We start from the raw sequence: 18,467 nt of genomic DNA, 5'->3' as shown, positions 1-18,467 counted from the left end.
GCACGGCGGCGAGACGCCCCACGATGCACGATGATGAGGACATGCGCTTTTCGCGACCCCGCCCGAGGCCGGACTCGATCAGCCCCACGGCGCACTACACCGGGTACGTCTGGGCCAGGAACGGACTCGGGGGCGGTGAACTCGCCACCACTCGAGGAGGTTGGTACTACCGGGCGCTGCAACCGGCCATGGTGCTCAGCCGTGCTTTCGGCGGGCCCGTGCCGGAGGACTTCCTGCTGGCCCGACACGGAGTGATCGACCACCTGCTGTCCGCGGCCATCGAAGCGGGGCACGTCGACGGGGTGCTCGAACTCGCCTCGGGGATGTCGCCGCGCGGTCACGAGTTCGCCCGACGCCACGGCTCGGCGATCAGCTACGTCGAAACCGATCTTCCGGACATGGCCGCACGCAAGCGCGACGCCCTCGACAAGCTCGGCTCCCTCGGCCCGAACCATCGCGTCGAAGCCCTCGACGTCCTGCGCGGCCACGGCGGTGACGACCTGCTCGCGCTGGCCGACGAGTTCACTTCCGGGAAGGGGCTGGCCGTGATCAGCGAGGGCCTGCTCAACTACCTGCCCACCGAGGAGCTGCGAACGCTGTGGGCCCGCGTGCTCGCGGTGCTGCGCCGGTTCGGTGCGGGACTCTACCTGTCCGATCTGCACGTGGCCGAGGACAACCGCGGGCCGGTGGACGCCCTCGGTGCCACGCTGCTCGGCAGGTTCGTGGGAACCGGACTGCACTTCCACTTCACGATCCCGGAAGAGGTCCGGAAGGCACTGACCTCGACGGGGTTCGACCCGGTGGAGCTGTACCTGCCCTCCGAGTTCGCCGACCTGGTCCTCGACGCGAACCGCCCCTCCGCCGACCGGGTACGTGTGATCTCGGCGGGCGCGGCGAGAACCTGACATCGCCGGATCCGGGCAGCGGGGCGCCGCGGTGTCGTCACCCGGGCAAAGCCAACCGCACGAGCCCCTGCGGGGCGGCGCGCGAACTCCACGGAGAGAGGTGGCGGTATGCTTCCGGGCGCGTCGACCGGCCCCCACCGAGGAAACCGCATGAACTCCAGAAGGCTGACCCTCGTACTCGTCCGCAGCGCAGTGTTCCTGATCGTGGGAGTGGTTCTGTTCACCCTCGTGGGCTGGTCCGGCTACGCGGTCGTCGCGGTGGGGCTCATGGCGGCCGCGATCCTCGTACAGCTCGGCGGAATCCTGTGGTTGCGCCGTTCGGAGGGCAAGCGGCCGTTCGCCGCCGTCGCCGACGATTCCCGGGACTCCGCACGGAAGCCTCGCTAGGTGCCCGTTCCGCGGGTACCGCGATGGTTCCGCGCCCCCGGGTGCTCGCCGCCGCACCTCCTCCTCGAACAGCGATCTACGCGCGTCCCGGGAGTTCCACGGGAGACCCCGCGCTCCACACCGGACCATCTCCGAAGACCTCGTTCCGGCAGGTACTCCCCCACCTCATCCGGGGCGTTCCACCGCCCCGAAAGGACAAGAGCGTCCTCCCGGGGATTCCCCTTCCAAACCGGGTGTACGCTGGGGATACTTCACCGATGTCCGGCAGGGTTTCTCCGGCGCCGGGGCTCTAACACTTGCCCTTTCACTCTTTTGGCCTACCGGGTCTTCTGACCGGAATATCGGTTTTGCGACACTTGCGCGGCGCGGTTCGAGCAGCGACATCCACCGGTCGACGAAACTCTTCCCACGGAACGAACGGCGGCGGAACACGCTCGAGTCCGCGCGGCCCCCGGAATCGAATCACCCGGGAAATCAGTCATTGCACCAGCGATATAAGCACAGGTAGGTCGTGGTTACTAAGCAGGTTGAGCAACCCCGTCATGTTGTCACACCACACACTCCCGAAGGTCGACAACGACCGCGTGAGAACGAGGTGGACCAGGCCATAGATCGGATCATCGAAAAGGGGCGTCCCCGCCTGTACCGAACGTGGCCTCAGCTGTTGGCGACCGCGCTGGTCGCGGGTGTGGAAGTGGCGCTGGGCGTGCTCGCCCTGCTGACCGTGGAACAGAGCACCGGCAGTTCACTGCTGGCCGGGCTGGCCTTCTCAGTGGCCCTGATCGCGCTGCTGCTCGGTCACGCCGAGCTGTTCACCGAAGGCTTCCTGGTTCCGATCGTGGTCGTCACGGCCCGCCAGGCCGGTTTGCGTCAACTGGCGCGTTTCTGGGGTGGAACCCTCACCGGAAACCTGATCGGCGGATGGGCACTGATGCTCGTGGTGATCACGGCCTTTCCCGAGCTGCACTCGACGGCCGTCGGGATGGGCGGGAAGTTCGCCCTCGCCCCGTTCTCACCGAAGAACCTGTGCCTGGCGATCCTGGCCGGCAGCTCCATCACCCTGATGACCAGGATGCACAACGGCACCGACAACGACATGGCCAAGCTCACGGCCAGCGTGCTGACCGGGTTCCTCATCGTGGGCACCGGGATGCACCACGCGGTGCTGGACAGTCTGCTGATCTTCGGGGGAATCCACGCGGGAGCCGACTACGGCTACGTGGAGTGGCTCAGCTGGTTCGGCTGGGCCCTCGGCGGCAACATCATCGGTGGGGTGGGGATCACCACCGCACTGCGGCTGATCCGTGGTCACGCACGCATCCGGGAATGGCGCTACGCCTGATCGAGGTTTTCCGCCGCGGTCGTCGCAGGTGGTCGCTCGGCGGAACCTCTCGCGGTCTCGTGATCGGTTGCCCCGACACCGGGCAACGACGAGCCGTTCCCCCTCGGGCCCGCCCCGGAACGCACCGGAGCGGCGCCCGAGTGGGCGCGGCCGGTGAACGGCGTCCACACGCACGTTCACCGGCCGCGCCCATCGGCCGGTCACGCGTTTCGCGGTGACCAGTAGTCCAGCATCTCCGCGAAGGTCTCGAAAGCCGGCTTGGAGTTGCCGTACGGCGCCTCCAGATGAACGCTCAGCGGGAAACCGAGGTCGTGCACCCCGTCGATGACCCGCTTGTAGAGGTCGACCAGCTGACGCTTCCGCTCCTCGAAGGACTTCTCGGCGAGCCTGGCGACGAACTCCTGCTCCTGCTCCACCACGGGATTTCCCGGGTCCTGGATGAGCCAGTCGATGAGTTTGGCCTTGCTCTCGGCCCCCGGAACGAAGCCGAAGGAGAGCAGGATCTCCGGACGGTGCGGCGTCTGCTGCGCGAACTCCTTGAGGAACCCCACGATGGAGTCCGAGTACAGCAGCTGGGTCATGCCGTAGGTGGCGCCCTGCTCGCACTTGAAGTTGAACCGCCCGTGCTCGCCCTCGCGAGTCGGGATCAGGATCACGCCCCGGTTGGGCACGAGATCCTTGAACTCGGCCAGGGCGTCGGTGGGGGCCATGCCGGGCCCCTCGCCGTCGTTCATGTTGCGCGGCACCCCGACGAAGGCGATGCCGTCCATGCCGGCGTTGCGCAGGTTCTCGAGACGCTCGGTCAACTGCTGTTTGTCGTGGAAAGCGGTGACCTGGGTGCACAGCCCCTTCACATCACCGATCTCCGGACGAACTGCGTGCCAGAAATCGAGCGTGTCCATCTTCTGCTTGATCTCGACCGGCCGATCGTCGTCCTCGGCGATCAGGCCGGGGATCATCAGGTGCTGGATGCGGTCCCCGAGCCCGGACGTGCGGCAGCTCTCGGCCACCTTGCGGCCTTCCTCAACTGCGCTCTCCACACCGCCGTCTTGGTCCGGCGGCACCAGTTCGAGTGCGATCGTTTCCATGTCGGCCTCAGGTTTTCCTTCTGTCGACGTCGGTCACGGCGGATCGCGGCAGCCCTTGGGGGCCAACCCGCACCACCGCGAGCACGATTCGTGCCACGAGCGAGCAACGTACGGACGCCAATACGGCGGAAACACCTCCGTTCGTATCAACGGTACTGCTCCGAATGGAGCAATACGCGGAGTTGGCGCCACCGCGCCGTTCGGAAAAACACCAGGTCACGAAGTGCGCCCCTTCGGAATTGTCCGAGCCGTTGCGCCATCCCGGTGATATGTGTCGCAAAGCGCGACCCGACGAAACCGACACCACGGGAACACGGCGGCGCCGCGAGGCCCCCGCACCCCGGCTCCCAACGCATGCCTGCACTGCGGATTCACTTCCGAACCCACCCGCACGCGACCCCGCCGAGCCCCGCGACGAACCGGAGCACGCAGGCACGAGCGCGACCGGTGTGGCGTTACGCACTCACTACGTGTGATTCGTCACTTTTTCGGGCGGAAAACACCCGCCCACCGCACCGGCGGGAACCGGGACGGGCCGCACGAACCGGCCGCCCCGCCGAACCGCTCTCCTCTCCGCGGCACCCCGGCACCGGCGATCCGAGACCCCCTCTCACTCGAGTGATCGAGGATCACGGTGAGCTCCGGCACACATCAGGTCCCCGGCGGTGGCTTCGGCCTCCTCCGACAGCGTTGACTCGACACGTCCGAGCAGTACCCGAATCAATCGAGGGACCACGTGAGCATCTGGATGCTGCTACTGGCGGGCACGATCGTGCTCGGCGGAGCGATCGTGCAGGGATCCGTCGGCTTCGGCATGAACCTGATCGCCGCTCCACTGCTGGCCATCGCCGACCCCGTCCTGGTACCGGTGCCGCTGCTGATCACGGGGTCGGCCTTCGCGGTGCTTCCGCTGCTGCGCGAACGTGGGCAGGCGGACTGGCGCGGAGTGCGCTGGGGACTGTTCGGGCGGGTTCCCGGCGCGATCATCGGTGTGGCCGCGCTGGCGCTGCTGCCCAGCAGGTGGCTGGCGGTGCTCATCGCGACAGTGGTGCTCATCTCGGTGGGGTTGTCGTTGTTGACCTGGCACCCGACCCCCGTGCCGGGAACGCTGTTCACAGCGGGCATGTTCAGCGGCGTGTTCGGCACGGCCGCCGCCGTCGGAGGGCCCCCCATAGCGCTGGTCTACCAGCACAACGCGGGTCCTACCGTGCGCAGCACGCTCAGCGCGTACTTCGCCCTGGGGTCGCTGCTCTCGCTGGGCGTGCTTCTGCTCTCCGGCCAGGTGCAGGGCCAACAGTTGTTGGCCGCGGCTGTGCTCTTCCCGTTCGCCCTGCTCGGTTTCCTGATCTCCGGCCCGCTCCGTCACCTGCTCGACCGGGGAAGGACCCGGCCCGCCCTGCTGCTCGTCGCCGCCTTCAGCGCCGTGGTGCTGCTGTTCAAGGCACTGGCCTGACGAGCGGTTGACCGCACTGTTCCCACCGGGGGCAACGAGGGCAGCGCCACCCGGGACCTCGCGGGCCGCCGCGCCGCACCGGTGGCCGTGCCGTCCCAGAATGGGGGCATGCAGGTCGTGGCGGAACGGGGAGACATCACGGAACAGCACGTCGACGCGGTGGTCAACGCGGCGAACTCCACCCTTCTCGGAGGGGGTGGTGTCGACGGAGCCATCCACCGGCGTGGCGGGCGGGAGATCCTCGACGCCTGCCGACAACTGCGTGCCGGTGACTACCCCGATGGTCTGCCGGTGGGCGCCGCGGTGGCCACCACGGCAGGGCAGCTACCGGCCCGCTGGGTGATCCACACGGTCGGGCCGGTGTACTCCCCCGGCGAGGACCGCTCGAACTCACTGGCTTCGTGCCACGGCGAAGCCCTGCGCGTGGCCGACTCCCTCGGTGCCCGGAGCGTGGCTTTCCCGGCGATCTCCACCGGGGTGTACGGCTACCCGGCGGGGGAAGCCGCCGGGATCGCCGTACGCACGGTCCGAGCCGCCGAGACGGCGGTGGAGACCGTCCGTTTCGTGTTGTTCGACGAACGGACCCGGGAGCTCTTCGACGCCGAGATCGAGCGGGACTGAACCACCACCGGACACCGACGTCCGGTGGGCACGATCACGGCCCGGGGTGGGATCGGAACCAGAACCTCGGCGACGCACCGGGAAGCAGTCCGTGATCGGAGAGCGGCGAGACGTGCCCGGTGCGGGAGGTCCCACCCGCACCGGGCGGATTCGACGTGAATCACATGTCGACGTAGGTCACATTCTTTTCATCTTTGCCGTTACGTGAGGGTAGAGTTCCGTGTGTTCGCGTGAGCCCCGTTGGTGTGGCTCCGCTTCGCACTCTTTTTCCGAACTCACGTTCCTGACGAAAGAAGATGATGTCGCGACCCGTCTTGCCGCGTTCCCGTCCATGGTGGCTCTCGCCTCGCGTGCTGCGCACCGAAGTGCTCGGGGGCCTCGTCGTAGCACTGGCCCTCATCCCCGAGGCCATCTCGTTCTCCATCATCGCCGGGGTGGACCCGCGGGTGGGGTTGTTCGCCTCGTTCACCATGGCCGTGACCATCTCGTTGGCGGGCGGGCGCCGCGCCATGATCTCGGCTGCCACCGGGGCGATCGCGCTGGTAGTGGCTCCGGTGGCCCGTGAGCACGGGGTGGACTACCTGGTCGCCACCGTCGTGCTGGGCGGAGTGATCCAGGTCCTGCTCGGTCTGTCGGGCGTCGCCCGGCTGATGCGCTTCCTGCCGCGCAGCGTGATGGTCGGCTTCGTCAACGCGCTGGCCATCCTGATCTTCACCGCCCAGCTGCCGTACCTGACAGACGTCCCCTGGAGCGTCTACGCGCTGGTCGTCGCCGGGCTGGCCGTCATGGTCGGACTGCCCCGCCTGACCACGGTGATTCCCGCTCCGCTGGTGGCGATCGTCGCGCTGACCGCGGTCACCGTGATCGCGGGCATCGCGGTGCCCACGGTGGGCGATCAGGGAGAGCTGCCGCACACCCTGCCGACACCGGGCATCCCCGACGTCGCGCCGACCTTCGAGACGCTGCGGATCATCGGGCCGTACGCGGTGGCCATGGCCCTGGTCGGACTCATGGAGTCGTTGATGACCGCCAAGCTCGTCGACGACATCACCGACGAGCACTCCAACAAGACCCGGGAGTCCTGGGGGCAGGGCCTGGCCAACGTCGTCACCGGTTTCTTCGGCGGCATGGGCGGCTGCGCCATGATCGGCCAAACCATGATCAACGTGAAGTCCAGCGGCGCACGCACCCGGCTGTCCACCTTCCTGGCCGGGGTGTTCCTGCTGATCCTCGTGGTCGCACTCGGCCCCGTGGTCGCCCTGATCCCCATGGCCGCGCTGGTCGGGGTCATGATCATGGTCGCGGTCGGGACGTTCGACTGGCACAGCGTCCACCCCGCGACGCTGCGCAAGATGCCCAAGAGCGAGACGGCGGTCATGCTGGCGACCGTCGCGGTCACCGTGGCGACCCACAACCTGGCCATCGGCGTCGTCGTCGGCGTCGTGCTGGCCACCGTCCTGTTCGCACAGCGCGTCGCGCACCTCGTCTCCGTGGACAGCGTGCTCGACCCCGACGGCAGCACCAAGATCTACCGGGTGACCGGGCAGCTGTTCTTCGCCTCCAGCAACGACCTGGTGTTCCAGTTCGACTACGCCAACGACCCCGCCAACGTGGTCATCGACCTGTCCGAGGCCCACGTCTGGGACGCCTCCACCGTCGCCTCCCTCGATGCCGTGGAAACCAAGTACCACCAACGCGGCATCAACGTCTCGATCACGGGCATGAACGAGTCCAGCAAACAACGGCACCAGGCGCTGGCCGGCCGGATGGGCGCGGGACACTGAGCCCGGCCCCGAACGGGACCGTCGGTGTGGGTGGGGAGCGTGCCACCCACCCACACCGCCAGGCGAACCGAGCGGAAAACCCCGGTCAGTCGAGTCGCTGCCGTAGTGTCGCGGCGAATTCCTCGGCGGTGCGCAGCCGGGAGCGCAGCTTCTCGCACCGCTGCTGCACCTCGTCGTGCAGCTGCGCCAACCTGTGGCGCTGCTGCCGGGACAACTCCCCGGCCGAGGCGTCGAGCAACTCCACCAGCTCCCGCATCTCCTCCAGCTGGAACCCCAGCGGCTTCATCCGCATGATCACCAGCAACCGTTCGATGTCCGGCTCGGTGTACAACCGGAACCCGCCCTGGCTACGCGCGCTCGGCACCACCAGACCGACCTCCTCGTAGTACCGAATCGTGCGCAACGACAGGCCGGTGCGCTCGGCGACCTCACCGATCTGCACATGTCCGGACACAGCCGCGCCCCTTCCCTGTCCGCCGGGTACCGTGCCGACCCGCCCCACGGGGCTCGGTGCCGACCATTGATTGTCACCTCAGGGTATTCGTGGTGCTCGCAGGGCCTTCGAGAGCGGGCGGGCGACTCGACCCCTTCCGGGAATCCCCCGCCACCCCGCGTCTCCGTGCGGGGACGAGCGAACGTGGTGACGTGCGTCGCACGACGTCGATCGTATACCGACCGTATGGTATGCCTGCCGTTCACCGCTCGCGTCGTGGAGGTGACCGTGTCGAGTACGGAATGGACGGAACCGGGAGCACACGAAGTCGCGCCGGGAGTGCACCGGATACCGCTGCCCATGCCCGGTGACGGTTTGCGCGCGGTCAATGTGTACGCGATCCGCAACGCCTCCTCCATCACGCTGATCGACGGCGGCTGGGCCCTCGCCGAGTCACGGGAGCGGCTGGCCGAGGCGCTGGACAGTCTGGGGGTCGGACTCCGCGACGTGGACCGCGTGCTCGTCACCCACGTGCACCGGGACCACTACACCCAGGCCGTCGCGCTGCGCGAGGAAGTCGGCTGCCGGGTCGCCCTCGGAGCCGGGGAGCACCCCAACCTGCTGCGCCTCACCGCACCCGACAGCGTCCCGATGGGAAAGCAGCGCGCGGAACTTGCCGAGTGCGGGGCGGAACCGGTGCTGCGGGCGCTGGACACCGAACTCGCCCGCCAGCCGCCACCTCACGAACAACACTGGCAGACCCCCGACGAATGGCTCACCGAACACGGCGGGATCGAGCTCGCCGACCGCACTCTCCGGGTGGTGCGCACCCCCGGGCACACGCGGGGTCACGTGGTGTTCCTCGACGAGACCGACGGGCTGATGTTCACCGGGGACCACGTGTTGCCGAGCATCACACCGTCCGTCGGCCTCGAACAGGCCCCCGGCGAGCTCCCGCTGCGGGACTACCTCGAATCACTGCGCACGATCCGTGCGTTTCCGGACGCCCGGATGTTGCCCGCGCACGGGCCCGTCCGGGACGGCGTTCACTCCCGGGTGGACGAACTGCTCACCCATCACGAGCACAGACTCGACACCATGGCCGCTACCGTGGCCCGGGGAGCGGGCACGGCCCACGAAGCCGCCCGCGCCCTGACCTGGACCCGGCGTGAACGCGTCCTCGACGAACTCGACCCCTTCAACCGGGCGCTGGCGGTGCTGGAGACCTCGGCCCATCTCGAACTGCTGGTCCACCGGAAACGGCTGACCAGTGAGCGAGTCGACGGAGTCCTGCACTACACCACGAGCTGAGCGGCACCTCGCTGCCCGCCCGGAGACGGATCACGAGGGGCGCTCGGCGTCGCTCCCCGCAGAGTCCGCGGAGGCACGACGTCCACGCACCACAGCGCCGATCAGCGCCACGACGGCCCCTCCCAGCGCGTAGGCGGCGATGACCAGCACGTCGACGGCGATGCCGTGCGCCCCGAAGTAAACGATGTTGCGGACCGCGTCGGTACCGGCCCCGTTCGGCAGCGCCGCGCTGATCGCGCGCCAGAACCCCGGCAGCAGCTCCGGCGCGTAGGCGCCCCCGGCGCTGGGGTTCCCGAGCACGACGAAGAGCAGCACCGTCAGTCCTATGCCCAGCACCCCGAAAAGCACCTGGAAGGCCATCGTCACCGTGGCGGCCGCGAGAACCAGCAGCGCACCGAGCCACCACAGCTCGAGCAGGTGACCGGTCAGCGCCCCCAGCAACGGGCCGACCACGACCGCACCGCCCACCCCCGAGACGATGGCGTACACCAGCACGGACACGAGCCGGATCACCGCACGACCCGGGTTCGCCGGGCGAGCACCGCGGGCGACCCCCAGCAGCGACGCCACCAGATAACCGCCGACGGTCCACCCGACAACCAGGTAGAAACCGGTCAGCCCGCGGGAGTCGCCCTCCTGGACGGGAACCACGTCGTCGACGGCCAGCCCCCGCTGCCTGCTCGCCTGGACCTGGCGCAGGACTTCCTCGATCGCGCCCGCCTTCGCCGAACCGCCGGCCGTGGCCACCAGCAACCGGTCCCGCTGCTCGGCGGGGCGCAGCACGAACACGGCCGCGGTCCCGCCCTCGGTGAGTTCCGCTCGCGCCGCGGGCTCGCTGTGCGCCGCACTCGCGCGCAGCGGCCGATCGGGGAGTTCGTCGAGTCTGTCGGCCATGCGTTCCGCCGCCCCCTGCGGCCCGACCACGCGTACCGGCAACCGATGAGGGGAAGGATCGTGGAAGGCTCCCACGTAGGACAGGATGAATCCCAGCTGCAGCAGCAACACGCCGACGATCAACAGCAACGTGCGGACCGAGACCGCATCCCGCACTTCGGCGAGCAACCGCCCCATCCGACCGGAACGCCCGTCGACACCACCGTGTTGCCCGCGCTGTCCGCGGTCTTCCTCCGGTTCGCTCACGAGCGTGGCACCTCCAGCGAGATCGCGGGCACCTGTCGTCAATCACTGTGCACGATCCACCGGCATCCGGCTGTTTGATCTTTCCGCCCACGGTTGCTGCATCCGAGCGAGTAGGTGTGTAGGATGGGTCTTGGTCGTTTTTCTGGAGTCGTGTTCGCGCACGCTCGCAGATAGTTGGTGCGGGCGAGCCGCTGTCTTTGGTGTAGCTGGAGTAGGCGCCGTCTGAGATCCGCGACCAAGGGTGACCGTGCAAGGACCGGTCACCGGTGACCTAAATCAGCTCTCGTAAGGAGACAGCCATGCCGCAGGGCACCGTTAAGTGGTTCAGTTCGGAAAAGGGCTTCGGCTTCATCGCCCCGGACGACGGCGGTCCTGACGTCTTCGTCCACTACTCGGCGATCGACGCCCCCGGCTTCCGTACGCTGGACGAGGCCCAGCAGGTCGAGTACACGGTCAGCCAGGGCTCCAAGGGCCCGCAGGCGGACACCGTGCGTGCCCTCTGAGGCGACTCACCTGTCGAATGTGATACGCGGTGGCCGCTCCTGGTGAGCGGCCACCGCTTTCGTCTCCGACACCCCTGCCGCGGGTCCTGTTCCTCCACGCGCCTTGCCGCCGTTCCCCCGGACGGAGCCTGGACGGAAGAAACTCACATCGCTCACTCACCGAAATGTGACGGGGATCGCGGCGTGTTCCGGCGTTGTCGGGTAGACGTGGGCAACCGATGCCCGTTTCATCACCGCGGACGCGCTCCCCCGAACGGGAGCCGTTCGACGAAACCGAATACCCCGAGGACCCCTATCCCGGAGCTCGACCGGACTGCTCCTTCGTGCACGTCGACGGAGTCGGCTACCCGGTCCTGCCGGACGAAACCGCCCCCTCCGGATGGCGCGTACGGACCGGAACGGGGTCACATCCCTGCCTCGACCGCTGGCTCGTGGAGCAAGGAGCCGCCCCGCTCGACCGGCGTCGCCCGGTGCTCGCCTACGGCTCGAACGCCTGCCCCGAGAAGATCGGCTGGTTGCGCACCAGTCTCGGCCTTACGGGACCGGCAGTCGTCCTCCGCGCGCACTGCACGGATCTCTCCGCCGTGTGGTCCTCGGGACTGCGCCCCCGCGACGGGCAGCGTCCCGCCGTGCTGGCCGCGGCGCCCGGAGCGACCGAGCAGCACGCCGTCTGGTACGCCACCCCCGCGCAACGACGTGTGCTGGATCGCTGCGAGGGCCGCGGCAAGCGCTACCGACTCGTACGGCTGACCGACTCCCGCAACGTCCGACTGGACGACGGCACCACGCCGCGGCGGCTGCTCGCCTACACGGCCGCCGGACGCGAGCTGGCTCCGCTGCTCGTCGGCGGCGAGCCGGTCCGCTGCGCCGAGCTCGGCCAGCGGGAAGCGCTCGCGTTGAGCGGCGACCCCGCCACGACCGACGGACTCTCCTGCACCGAGATCGTGGGGGAACCGGGCTCCCCGTAATCGGCGGCCCCACCACCGCTTCGGGAGCCTCCCCGGTGGTGCTCCCCCCTGGAGGCTCCCGCACCCGCTCGCGCGACGGCACCGTTCGCCGTCCGTTCGCTGCGCCCGCGTGGTCCCACCGACGACTCCCCCGGTAACGCCCTCCTCCCACAGCGGGACTCGTCCCTCCCCGGGGCCACGTGCCCCCGAAAGGGGAAATCGCTCCGCGGCTCCCCGCTCCGAAGGGACGGCTCGTTCTTCCGATGACTCCCCCGGAGGCCGGGTGATGTTCATGCGGTCGAGCGAGTTCGGGGCCCGAGTCGCGGTCCGGGTGTTGACGTTCCCCGACAGCACATCCAACATTGCGTTATAAGCAATACTGTGCGTAATAAGCAACATTATTGTCGTGGTCGCGCACCCGCCGAGGTCGGAGTACCGAGTCGTTCGTCGGGGTACTCCGGCGGAAGCACTCGGGAGACTCCGCCGATTCGCAAGGGAGCAGTCGATGAGGATTCTTGTCGCGGACACCTTCCCCGAAGCCTCCCTGACCGAGCTCACCGAGCTGGGAAACGAGTGCTTCTACCGACCGGACACCGGATCCGAACAACTTTCCGAAGCGCTGTCCGGATGTGAGGTCCTCGTCGTACGCAGCACCAGGGTTCCCGCTGCCGTGCTGGACAACACCGACACGTTGCGCCTGGTGATCCGCGCGGGGTCCGGCACGAACACGATCGACCGCGCCGCGGCGTCCCGGAACGGCGTCCACGTCTGCAACGTTCCGGGACGGAACGCGACAGCCGTGGCCGAGCTCGCGTTCGCCCTGCTGCTGGCGTTGGACCGGCAGATCGCCGACAACGTCGCCGATCTGCGTGCGGGGCGCTGGGACAAGCGCCGCTACTCCCGGGCACGCGGAATTCACGGGCGCAGGGTCGGAGTGCTCGGACTCGGCGGGATCGGCCTGGAGTTCGCCGCACGAGCCGCGGCCTTCGGCACGCACGTTCACGCGATCGAGAACCCCGAACGCGGACAGCCGGCAAGCGACCGGGCCAGCGCCATCGGAGTCGAGTTCGTCCGCAACCTCGACGAGCTCGCCCGCACCTGCGACGTGCTCTCCCTGCACCTGCCACTCACCGAGACCACCCGGAACCTGGTCGACCGCGATCTGCTCGCCCAGGTACCTCCGGGAGCGATCATTCTGAACACCTCCCGCGGGGAGCTCGTCGACGAGGACGCGCTGATCGAGGCGATGGAGACCAAGGGCGTGCGAGCCGGAATCGACGTGTTCACCGCCGAGCCGGAAGCCTCCGCGGGAAGCATCGACTCCCCCCTGGCCGGGCACCCCAACGTGTACGGGACCCACCACATCGGGGCCTCGACCGAGCAGGCACAGCAGGCCGTTGCCTCCGAGGTCGTGCGCATGATCGACGCCTTCGACGCGGGAACGGTGCTGCACTGCGTCAACGAGGACACCCTGCTGACGGGACAACCAACGCGGGTCACCACGCCGGCCCCTTCCGGCGGTGCCTCATGAAGATCCCGCAGAAGCAGCGCACAGCCACCGAAACCGAGCGCGGACACACCACCACCGGCGGGGTGACCGTACGTTCTCCCCGCGTGCTGGTCGTCAACCAGCAACGAGTCGAGTCGCTGGACGGTTCCATGGACCCCGCCCGCGTGAGACGGCTGCTGGACACCGGCGGGTACACACGCCCCATGCTTCCCGCGGTAATCGTGTACCGGCTGCGCACGGGACGGCACCAGCAAACGGGTGTCGTGCTCGAGGCCTCGCTCGACGACTACAGGAACGGCCTCATCAGACGGCACGAGGCCACTCACCCCGACAGGGAACGGCGGATCGCGGAACTCACCGAGGCGGGCGGTGCCGAACAGATGCCGGTGATACTCACGTACCCGGACCGCCCCGCTCTCGACACCCTGCTCGAGGGAGTGACCGAGCAGCCTCCCGACGTGCGGGCGCGCTCGGTGGGCGACGTCGAGCACAGTGTGTGGATACGCAGGGACGCAGAGCTCTCGCGGGTGCTCGGCGAGGAACTCGGCAGCGTGGAGTCGCTGTACATAGCCGACGGGCACCACAGGATGGCAGTGGCCGAGCGCGACGCGCGGACCCACGGCCGCCCCGGGGACGAGACCCGAGCGTTCACCCTGGCAGCGCTGTTCCCGAGCAGCCAGATGCGGGTGCTCGGATACCACCGCTGTCTGCCCGGACCGCGGAACCACTCCACCACCGAAGTGCTGCGGACGTTGGCGGCCCAGCCCGCGACCGCGCAGATCGAGGAGTGCCCCACCGACGCCCCGAACAATCCGGCACCGGGGATGGTGCTGCTGCGGTTGCACGACCAGTGCTTCCGAGTGTGGCTGCACCCTCCTCGCGGCGACGCGCCGGTCCGGGCCACGTTGGACGCCGTACTGCTGGACGAGCAACTGCTGCCCCCGGTGAGCCGGCTCGTCGGTCCGGTCGAGGAACAACCACCCGACTCGGCGAGCACGAAATGCTGGTGCGCGGCGCGCAACGCCGTGTGCTTCGTACCGCACCCGCCCAGCGTCGAACAGGTCATGGCGGTCTCCGATGCCGGAGCGGTGATGCCCCCGAAATCGACGTGGTTCGACCCCAAGGCCGTGTCGGGACTGTTCGTCCGCGAACTGAGCTAGCCCCTGTTTCACGAACCCTGTTCCACGCCCCCGTCCGGTGGGATCGGGCCCCGGGATCGCGAACGGCCCCCGAAACGGGTACCGGAGTTTCACTCCACCGCTCCGGCGGGTACAGCCCGGATATGGGGGACGAGCTCGGAACGTACCGCCGCAAGCGGGACTTCGGCACCACCACCGAACCCCGTGGAAACCAGCGTGACCCCCGAAATGGACGGGGACGCCGCTTCGTCGTGCAGAAGCACGACGCCAGCACGCTGCACTACGACCTCCGGCTGGAAGTCGAGGGAACCCTGAAGTCGTGGGCCCTTCCGAAGGGGCCGTCGGTCAACCCGGCGGACAAGAGGATGGCCGTGCCGACCGAGGACCACCCGCTGGACTACGCCGAGTTCGAGGGAGTCATCCCCGAGGGCGAGTACGGCGCGGGCACGGTGCTGGTGTGGGACCACGGCTCCTATGAGCTGAACACCGAGCGGGAGACCGACGCGGCGCGGCAGCTGCGGGAGGGACGCCTCGACCTCTGGCTGGAGGGGGTCAAGCTCCGCGGCGGCTACACCCTGGTTCGCATGGGAAAACGCGCGGACAGCCGATGGTTGCTGATCAAGGTGTCCGACGAGGGGGCCGACCGGCGCCGCAAACCGCTCAAGAAGCAGCCGCGCTCGGTGCGCAGCGGCAGGGACCTGAACGCGATCGCCGGGCGCAGCGGGGAGAACGGATGAACGCGTTGTTCGACGAGCTGAGCCCGGAGGCCGTGGGGCTGCTGCGGAAGCGGGGCCGCCCCGAGTGGTCCGAACCAACTCTGGCGACGTTGGTGCACGAACCGTTCGACCACCCGGACTGGCTGTTCGAACCGAAGATGGACGGACAACGCTGCCTGATCGTCAAACACGGTTCCCGGGTGCGGATACTGTCCCGCAACGACAAACCGCTGGACGACACCTACCCGGAGATCCGCGAGGCGGTGGCCGAACAGCTCGGCCCCGACTGCGTGCTGGACGGTGAAGTGGTCGCCTTCTCCGGCAGCACCACGAGCTTCGCCCGCCTACAGCCGCGGATGCAGCTCGAGAACACGGCGGACGTGCGGAACTCGGAGGTCGCCGTGTACTGCTACCTGTTCGACATCCTGCACGTGGCAGGGCACGACACCACACGGGTCCCGTTGCGAGAGCGCAAGAAGCTGTTGGCACGGACCGCGGAGTTCACCGACCCGCTGCGTTGGACACCGTACGAGAACAGCTCCGGGCAGCGATACCACCGCGGGGCGTGCGCGGCGGGCTGGGAAGGAACCCTCGCCAAGGACGCCACCGCTGCCTACCACCCCGGCCGCTCGCGTTCCTGGATGAAGTTCAAGTGCGTGAACGACCAGGAACTGGTGGTGGGGGGCTTCACCGACCCCACCGGGAGCCGACCCGCGCTGGGAGCCCTGCTGGTCGGTTACCACGAGGGCGGACGATTCGCGTACGCCGGGAAAGTGGGAACCGGTTTCGAGGAGCGCACGCTGCGTGAGCTCCGCGCGGAGCTCGACCGGCTGGAGCGTGCGGACAGCCCGTTCACGGAGGAGGTCGCCGAACACGGCGCGCACTGGGTCGAACCGAGAACGGTCGTCAGCATCGCCTTCACCGAATGGACCGGGGACGGCAAACTCCGCCACCCCACCTACCGAGGGCTGCGCCGCGACAAGGATCCGTCCGATGTGACCCGGGAGTTTCGATGAACGAGAAAACCCTGCGGAGCTCGGGGCGCTCGGTGGAGGTCTCCAGGGCGGACAAGGTCCTGTACCCGCAGGACGGAATCACCAAGGGGGACATCGCCGAGTACTACCGCCGGGTCGGATCCACCGTCGTCCGCTACACGGACGAACGCCCGCTGGCGGCCGAGCGGTACCCGGACGGGATCGAGGGCCAGCGCATCTTCCAGAAGAACGTGCCCGCGCACACCCCCAAGTGGATAGAGCGCGCACCCGTTCCCAAGAAGGAGGGCGGCGAGACCGTCCACATGATCTGCGCGGAACCGGCCGCCCTGATCCACCTCGCAGATCAGGCGTGTCTGACTCCGCACGTGTGGCTCTCCCGCGTCGACGACCTCCAACGGCCGGACAGGATGATCCTCGACCTCGACCCGTCCGGAAACGACCTGCGAACCCTGCGCTCCGCCGCACGCAGCGCCGGAGACCTGCTGGAGGAGCTCGGGTTGACCCCCTTCGTCATGACCACGGGCTCGCGCGGCTTCCACGTGCTCGTCCCGCTGCGCCGGGAGCAGACCTTCGACCAGGTGCGCGATTTCGCGCGGGATGCCGCGACGGTGCTGGCCGAACGCGAACCGCGGACGCTGACCGTCGAGCAGCGCAAAACCGACCGAAGCGGCCGCGTTTTCGTGGACTACCTGCGCAACGCCTATGCGCAGACGACCGTGACCCCGTACGCGGTGCGTGCCAGGAAAACGGCTCCGGTGGCGACACCGATCTCCTGGCAGGAGCTGGACCGGGTCGAACCGTGGGGCTTCACCATCCACGACGTGCAGCAACGCCTCGACGAGCACGGCGACGAGTGGTCGAGCATCGGCAACAGGGCCCGCTCGCTCGAGCGCCCGCGCCGACTCCTCGACGATCTCGTCCCGTCCACCTGACCCGGGGACACCGACGGCTTCTCCCCGGAACGAACGCCGGGGTTCTCCGCCAATTGGAGAAAGCGATGAACGACGGCACGGAGGAGAACGGGGACAGGACCCGCTACGAGAAAGGGCTCCCCGGCTACCACGATTTCCTGGGGCGGGTGACCGGGGCTCCCCCCGCGTTGAGCGCGCTGACCCTGCGACTGTGGCTGGCCGGTTTCGGGATGCTCTTCTGCCTCGTGTCGGGGGCGCTGCTGGTCGGCTACCTGCCGCCGCTGGCTTGGTTCGGTTGGCTGCTCATCGCGCTCGGTGTCATCGCGGTGATCGACTTCGCGTGGGTGGCGCACCGCAAACGTCGTGGGGAGCCGGGCTGAAGCTCCCGAAGCGGGCGGGATGTTTCGCACTCCCGCCACGGGGAAACTCGTTTGGTACGGGCGGACATCCGATCCACCCCGTCCCCCGGTTTCGGGAGGTTCTCATGCACGAGACTCGAACGATCCCCCGACAATCCTGGGACAGCACCGACATAGCCGATCCGCGTCAGCTGCCCGACGACGGTCTCGGGCAGAGCCCCGAGCTGGAAACGATCTGGCTGGAGGCGGCACCACGCGGAAAGGAGCCGTTTCCGTCCGGTGCCACGCGGACCGCTCCTCCGCCCACGGAGGTATCAGGCTAGGCCGTTCCGAGTGCACGGCTCGGTTCGGCCGGACGACATCGGCACCTCGCACGAGGCGCCCTTCGAACGCGTGAACCACGCCCCGGCAAGGGAGGCAATTCATGAGCACTGCCCGAAAGACCGGCACCGCCCAAGAGACCGGCACCGCCCGAGATGTCATGCACTCGAGCCCCGCGTGCGTCCGGACGGACGAGACAGCGGCCGACGCCGCCCGACTGATGGCCCGCCACGGCGTGGGAGCACTGCCCATCTGCGGCAAGGACGACAACAAGGTCAAGGGAATGATCACCGACCGCGACCTCGTCATCAAGGTCGTCGCCGAGGGCAGGGACGCGGGAACCTTCCCAGCCGGGGATCTGAACCAGGGGGAAGCCGTCACGGTCGGGGCCGACGACTCCGTGGACGAGGCGCTGCGGCTCATGAGCGCCCACCGGATCCGGCGACTGCCCGTGATCGACCAGCAGCGGCTCGTGGGGATAGTCGCCATCGCCGACCTCGCTATGAACCTCCCCGAAGCCCGCATGGGTGACCTCGTCGAGACCCTCTCCGAGAGCTGACCCGAAGCCGCGGCCCGGTACGAACACCGGGCCGCCTTCCGAC

General features: G+C 68.5%; 20 protein-coding genes. 17 read left to right on the top strand and 3 right to left on the bottom strand.

Annotated features, from left to right (window positions below):
* The first annotated feature begins 41 nt into the window (after positions 1-41).
* From FHR84_RS05695 to FHR84_RS05685, 3 genes are all read left to right on the top strand, one after another.
* A complete protein-coding gene (locus FHR84_RS05695) occupies positions 42-905 on the top strand; it encodes a class I SAM-dependent methyltransferase (RefSeq protein ID WP_246300131.1) in 864 nt (287 codons plus the stop codon).
* Between the two features lie 150 nt (positions 906-1,055).
* Entirely contained in the window at positions 1,056-1,292 is a 237-nt protein-coding gene (locus FHR84_RS05690; RefSeq protein WP_179534317.1) for a hypothetical protein, read from the top strand.
* A gap of 595 nt (positions 1,293-1,887) precedes the next feature.
* Positions 1,888-2,634 (top strand): formate/nitrite transporter family protein, encoded by a 747-nt coding sequence (locus FHR84_RS05685; RefSeq protein WP_179534316.1) that lies wholly within the window; start codon positions 1,888-1,890, stop codon positions 2,632-2,634.
* A gap of 200 nt (positions 2,635-2,834) precedes the next feature.
* Here the strand turns inward: FHR84_RS05685 and FHR84_RS05680 are convergent, their stop codons facing one another.
* The gene (locus FHR84_RS05680) at positions 2,835-3,722 is read right to left on the bottom strand and encodes a mycobacterial-type methylenetetrahydrofolate reductase (protein ID WP_179534315.1); all 888 of its coding nucleotides are present in this window, start codon (positions 3,720-3,722) and stop codon (positions 2,835-2,837) included.
* 736 nt (positions 3,723-4,458) lie between these two features.
* On the opposite strand from FHR84_RS05680, the gene FHR84_RS05675 reads away from it, so the two are divergent.
* From FHR84_RS05675 to FHR84_RS05665, 3 genes are all read left to right on the top strand, one after another.
* Positions 4,459-5,175 carry a TSUP family transporter gene (locus FHR84_RS05675; RefSeq protein ID WP_179534314.1) on the top strand — a complete coding sequence of 239 codons (717 nt, stop codon included), beginning with the start codon at positions 4,459-4,461 and terminating at the stop codon, positions 5,173-5,175.
* 108 nt (positions 5,176-5,283) lie between these two features.
* The gene (locus tag FHR84_RS05670; RefSeq protein WP_179534313.1) at positions 5,284-5,796 is read left to right on the top strand and encodes an O-acetyl-ADP-ribose deacetylase; all 513 of its coding nucleotides are present in this window, start codon (positions 5,284-5,286) and stop codon (positions 5,794-5,796) included.
* 296 nt (positions 5,797-6,092) lie between these two features.
* Positions 6,093-7,580, top strand: coding sequence for a SulP family inorganic anion transporter (locus tag FHR84_RS05665; RefSeq protein WP_179534312.1), 1,488 nt, complete (start codon positions 6,093-6,095; stop codon positions 7,578-7,580).
* Between the two features lie 85 nt (positions 7,581-7,665).
* Here the strand turns inward: FHR84_RS05665 and FHR84_RS05660 are convergent, their stop codons facing one another.
* Positions 7,666-8,034, bottom strand: coding sequence for a MerR family transcriptional regulator (locus FHR84_RS05660; protein ID WP_179534311.1), 369 nt, complete (start codon positions 8,032-8,034; stop codon positions 7,666-7,668).
* A gap of 225 nt (positions 8,035-8,259) precedes the next feature.
* On the opposite strand from FHR84_RS05660, the gene FHR84_RS05655 reads away from it, so the two are divergent.
* Positions 8,260-9,324, top strand: coding sequence for an MBL fold metallo-hydrolase (locus FHR84_RS05655; protein WP_179534310.1), 1,065 nt, complete (start codon positions 8,260-8,262; stop codon positions 9,322-9,324).
* Positions 9,325-9,354: 30 nt separating this feature from the next.
* On the opposite strand, the gene FHR84_RS05650 is transcribed toward FHR84_RS05655, so the two are convergent.
* Positions 9,355-10,464, bottom strand: a complete 1,110-nt coding sequence (locus tag FHR84_RS05650; protein WP_179534309.1) for an ABC-2 transporter permease — start codon at positions 10,462-10,464, stop codon at positions 9,355-9,357.
* A gap of 299 nt (positions 10,465-10,763) precedes the next feature.
* Between FHR84_RS05650 and FHR84_RS05645 the strand changes: the two genes are divergently transcribed.
* From FHR84_RS05645 to FHR84_RS05600, 10 genes are all read left to right on the top strand, one after another.
* Positions 10,764-10,967, top strand: a complete 204-nt coding sequence (locus tag FHR84_RS05645) for a cold-shock protein (protein WP_017974938.1) — start codon at positions 10,764-10,766, stop codon at positions 10,965-10,967.
* Between the two features lie 218 nt (positions 10,968-11,185).
* Entirely contained in the window at positions 11,186-11,935 is a 750-nt protein-coding gene (locus FHR84_RS05640) for a hypothetical protein (RefSeq protein WP_179534308.1), read from the top strand.
* A 484-nt stretch (positions 11,936-12,419) separates the two neighbouring features.
* A complete protein-coding gene (locus tag FHR84_RS05635) occupies positions 12,420-13,445 on the top strand; it encodes an NAD(P)-dependent oxidoreductase (protein WP_179534307.1) in 1,026 nt (341 codons plus the stop codon).
* Positions 13,442-14,584 carry a DUF1015 family protein gene (locus tag FHR84_RS05630; RefSeq protein WP_179534306.1) on the top strand — a complete coding sequence of 381 codons (1,143 nt, stop codon included), beginning with the start codon at positions 13,442-13,444 and terminating at the stop codon, positions 14,582-14,584. Before FHR84_RS05635 ends, FHR84_RS05630 begins: the two co-directional genes overlap by 4 nt.
* A 122-nt stretch (positions 14,585-14,706) precedes the next feature.
* Positions 14,707-15,300: a DNA polymerase ligase N-terminal domain-containing protein gene (locus tag FHR84_RS05625; RefSeq protein ID WP_179534305.1), complete on the top strand. Its 594-nt coding sequence runs from the start codon at positions 14,707-14,709 to the stop codon at positions 15,298-15,300.
* Complete coding sequence (gene ligD / locus FHR84_RS05620) at positions 15,297-16,295, top strand: non-homologous end-joining DNA ligase (RefSeq protein ID WP_218861982.1); 999 nt, start codon at positions 15,297-15,299, stop codon at positions 16,293-16,295. Before FHR84_RS05625 ends, ligD (FHR84_RS05620) begins: the two co-directional genes overlap by 4 nt.
* Positions 16,292-17,206, top strand: a complete 915-nt coding sequence (gene ligD, locus FHR84_RS05615) for a non-homologous end-joining DNA ligase (RefSeq protein WP_179534304.1) — start codon at positions 16,292-16,294, stop codon at positions 17,204-17,206. The genes ligD (FHR84_RS05620) and ligD (FHR84_RS05615) overlap by 4 nt, the downstream gene beginning before the upstream one ends.
* A 65-nt stretch (positions 17,207-17,271) precedes the next feature.
* A complete protein-coding gene (locus FHR84_RS05610) occupies positions 17,272-17,565 on the top strand; it encodes a hypothetical protein (RefSeq protein WP_179534303.1) in 294 nt (97 codons plus the stop codon).
* Positions 17,566-17,669: 104 nt separating this feature from the next.
* Complete coding sequence (locus FHR84_RS05605; RefSeq protein ID WP_179534302.1) at positions 17,670-17,867, top strand: hypothetical protein; 198 nt, start codon at positions 17,670-17,672, stop codon at positions 17,865-17,867.
* A gap of 101 nt (positions 17,868-17,968) precedes the next feature.
* Positions 17,969-18,424, top strand: coding sequence for a CBS domain-containing protein (locus FHR84_RS05600; protein WP_179534301.1), 456 nt, complete (start codon positions 17,969-17,971; stop codon positions 18,422-18,424).
* Positions 18,425-18,467: the final 43 nt, after the last annotated feature.

The sequence above is a fragment of the Actinopolyspora biskrensis genome (assembly GCF_013408175.1).
GTDB lineage: Bacteria > Actinomycetota > Actinomycetes > Mycobacteriales > Pseudonocardiaceae > Actinopolyspora > Actinopolyspora biskrensis.
Note: the sequence above shows the minus strand (reverse complement) of the source record. Positions and strands in the feature narration are given on the sequence as shown.

What these genes read in the sequence shown, in the direction of transcription:
- FHR84_RS05695 (WP_246300131.1), top strand. Translation starts at nt 42, where the DNA reads ATGCGCTTTTCGCGACCCCGCCCGAGGCCGGACTCGATCAGCCCCACG.
- FHR84_RS05665 (WP_179534312.1), top strand. Translation starts at nt 6,093, where the DNA reads ATGATGTCGCGACCCGTCTTGCCGCGTTCCCGTCCATGGTGGCTCTCG.
- FHR84_RS05630 (WP_179534306.1), top strand. Translation starts at nt 13,442, where the DNA reads ATGAAGATCCCGCAGAAGCAGCGCACAGCCACCGAAACCGAGCGCGGA.
- FHR84_RS05645 (WP_017974938.1), top strand. Translation starts at nt 10,764, where the DNA reads ATGCCGCAGGGCACCGTTAAGTGGTTCAGTTCGGAAAAGGGCTTCGGC.
- FHR84_RS05605 (WP_179534302.1), top strand. Translation starts at nt 17,670, where the DNA reads ATGCACGAGACTCGAACGATCCCCCGACAATCCTGGGACAGCACCGAC.
- FHR84_RS05600 (WP_179534301.1), top strand. Translation starts at nt 17,969, where the DNA reads ATGAGCACTGCCCGAAAGACCGGCACCGCCCAAGAGACCGGCACCGCC.
- FHR84_RS05640 (WP_179534308.1), top strand. Translation starts at nt 11,186, where the DNA reads ATGCCCGTTTCATCACCGCGGACGCGCTCCCCCGAACGGGAGCCGTTC.
- ligD (WP_218861982.1), top strand. Translation starts at nt 15,297, where the DNA reads ATGAACGCGTTGTTCGACGAGCTGAGCCCGGAGGCCGTGGGGCTGCTG.
- FHR84_RS05655 (WP_179534310.1), top strand. Translation starts at nt 8,260, where the DNA reads ATGGTATGCCTGCCGTTCACCGCTCGCGTCGTGGAGGTGACCGTGTCG.
- FHR84_RS05635 (WP_179534307.1), top strand. Translation starts at nt 12,420, where the DNA reads ATGAGGATTCTTGTCGCGGACACCTTCCCCGAAGCCTCCCTGACCGAG.
- FHR84_RS05610 (WP_179534303.1), top strand. Translation starts at nt 17,272, where the DNA reads ATGAACGACGGCACGGAGGAGAACGGGGACAGGACCCGCTACGAGAAA.
- FHR84_RS05670 (WP_179534313.1), top strand. Translation starts at nt 5,284, where the DNA reads ATGCAGGTCGTGGCGGAACGGGGAGACATCACGGAACAGCACGTCGAC.
- ligD (WP_179534304.1), top strand. Translation starts at nt 16,292, where the DNA reads ATGAACGAGAAAACCCTGCGGAGCTCGGGGCGCTCGGTGGAGGTCTCC.
- FHR84_RS05680 (WP_179534315.1), bottom strand. Translation starts at nt 3,722, where the DNA reads ATGGAAACGATCGCACTCGAACTGGTGCCGCCGGACCAAGACGGCGGT.
- FHR84_RS05625 (WP_179534305.1), top strand. Translation starts at nt 14,707, where the DNA reads ATGGGGGACGAGCTCGGAACGTACCGCCGCAAGCGGGACTTCGGCACC.
- FHR84_RS05690 (WP_179534317.1), top strand. Translation starts at nt 1,056, where the DNA reads ATGAACTCCAGAAGGCTGACCCTCGTACTCGTCCGCAGCGCAGTGTTC.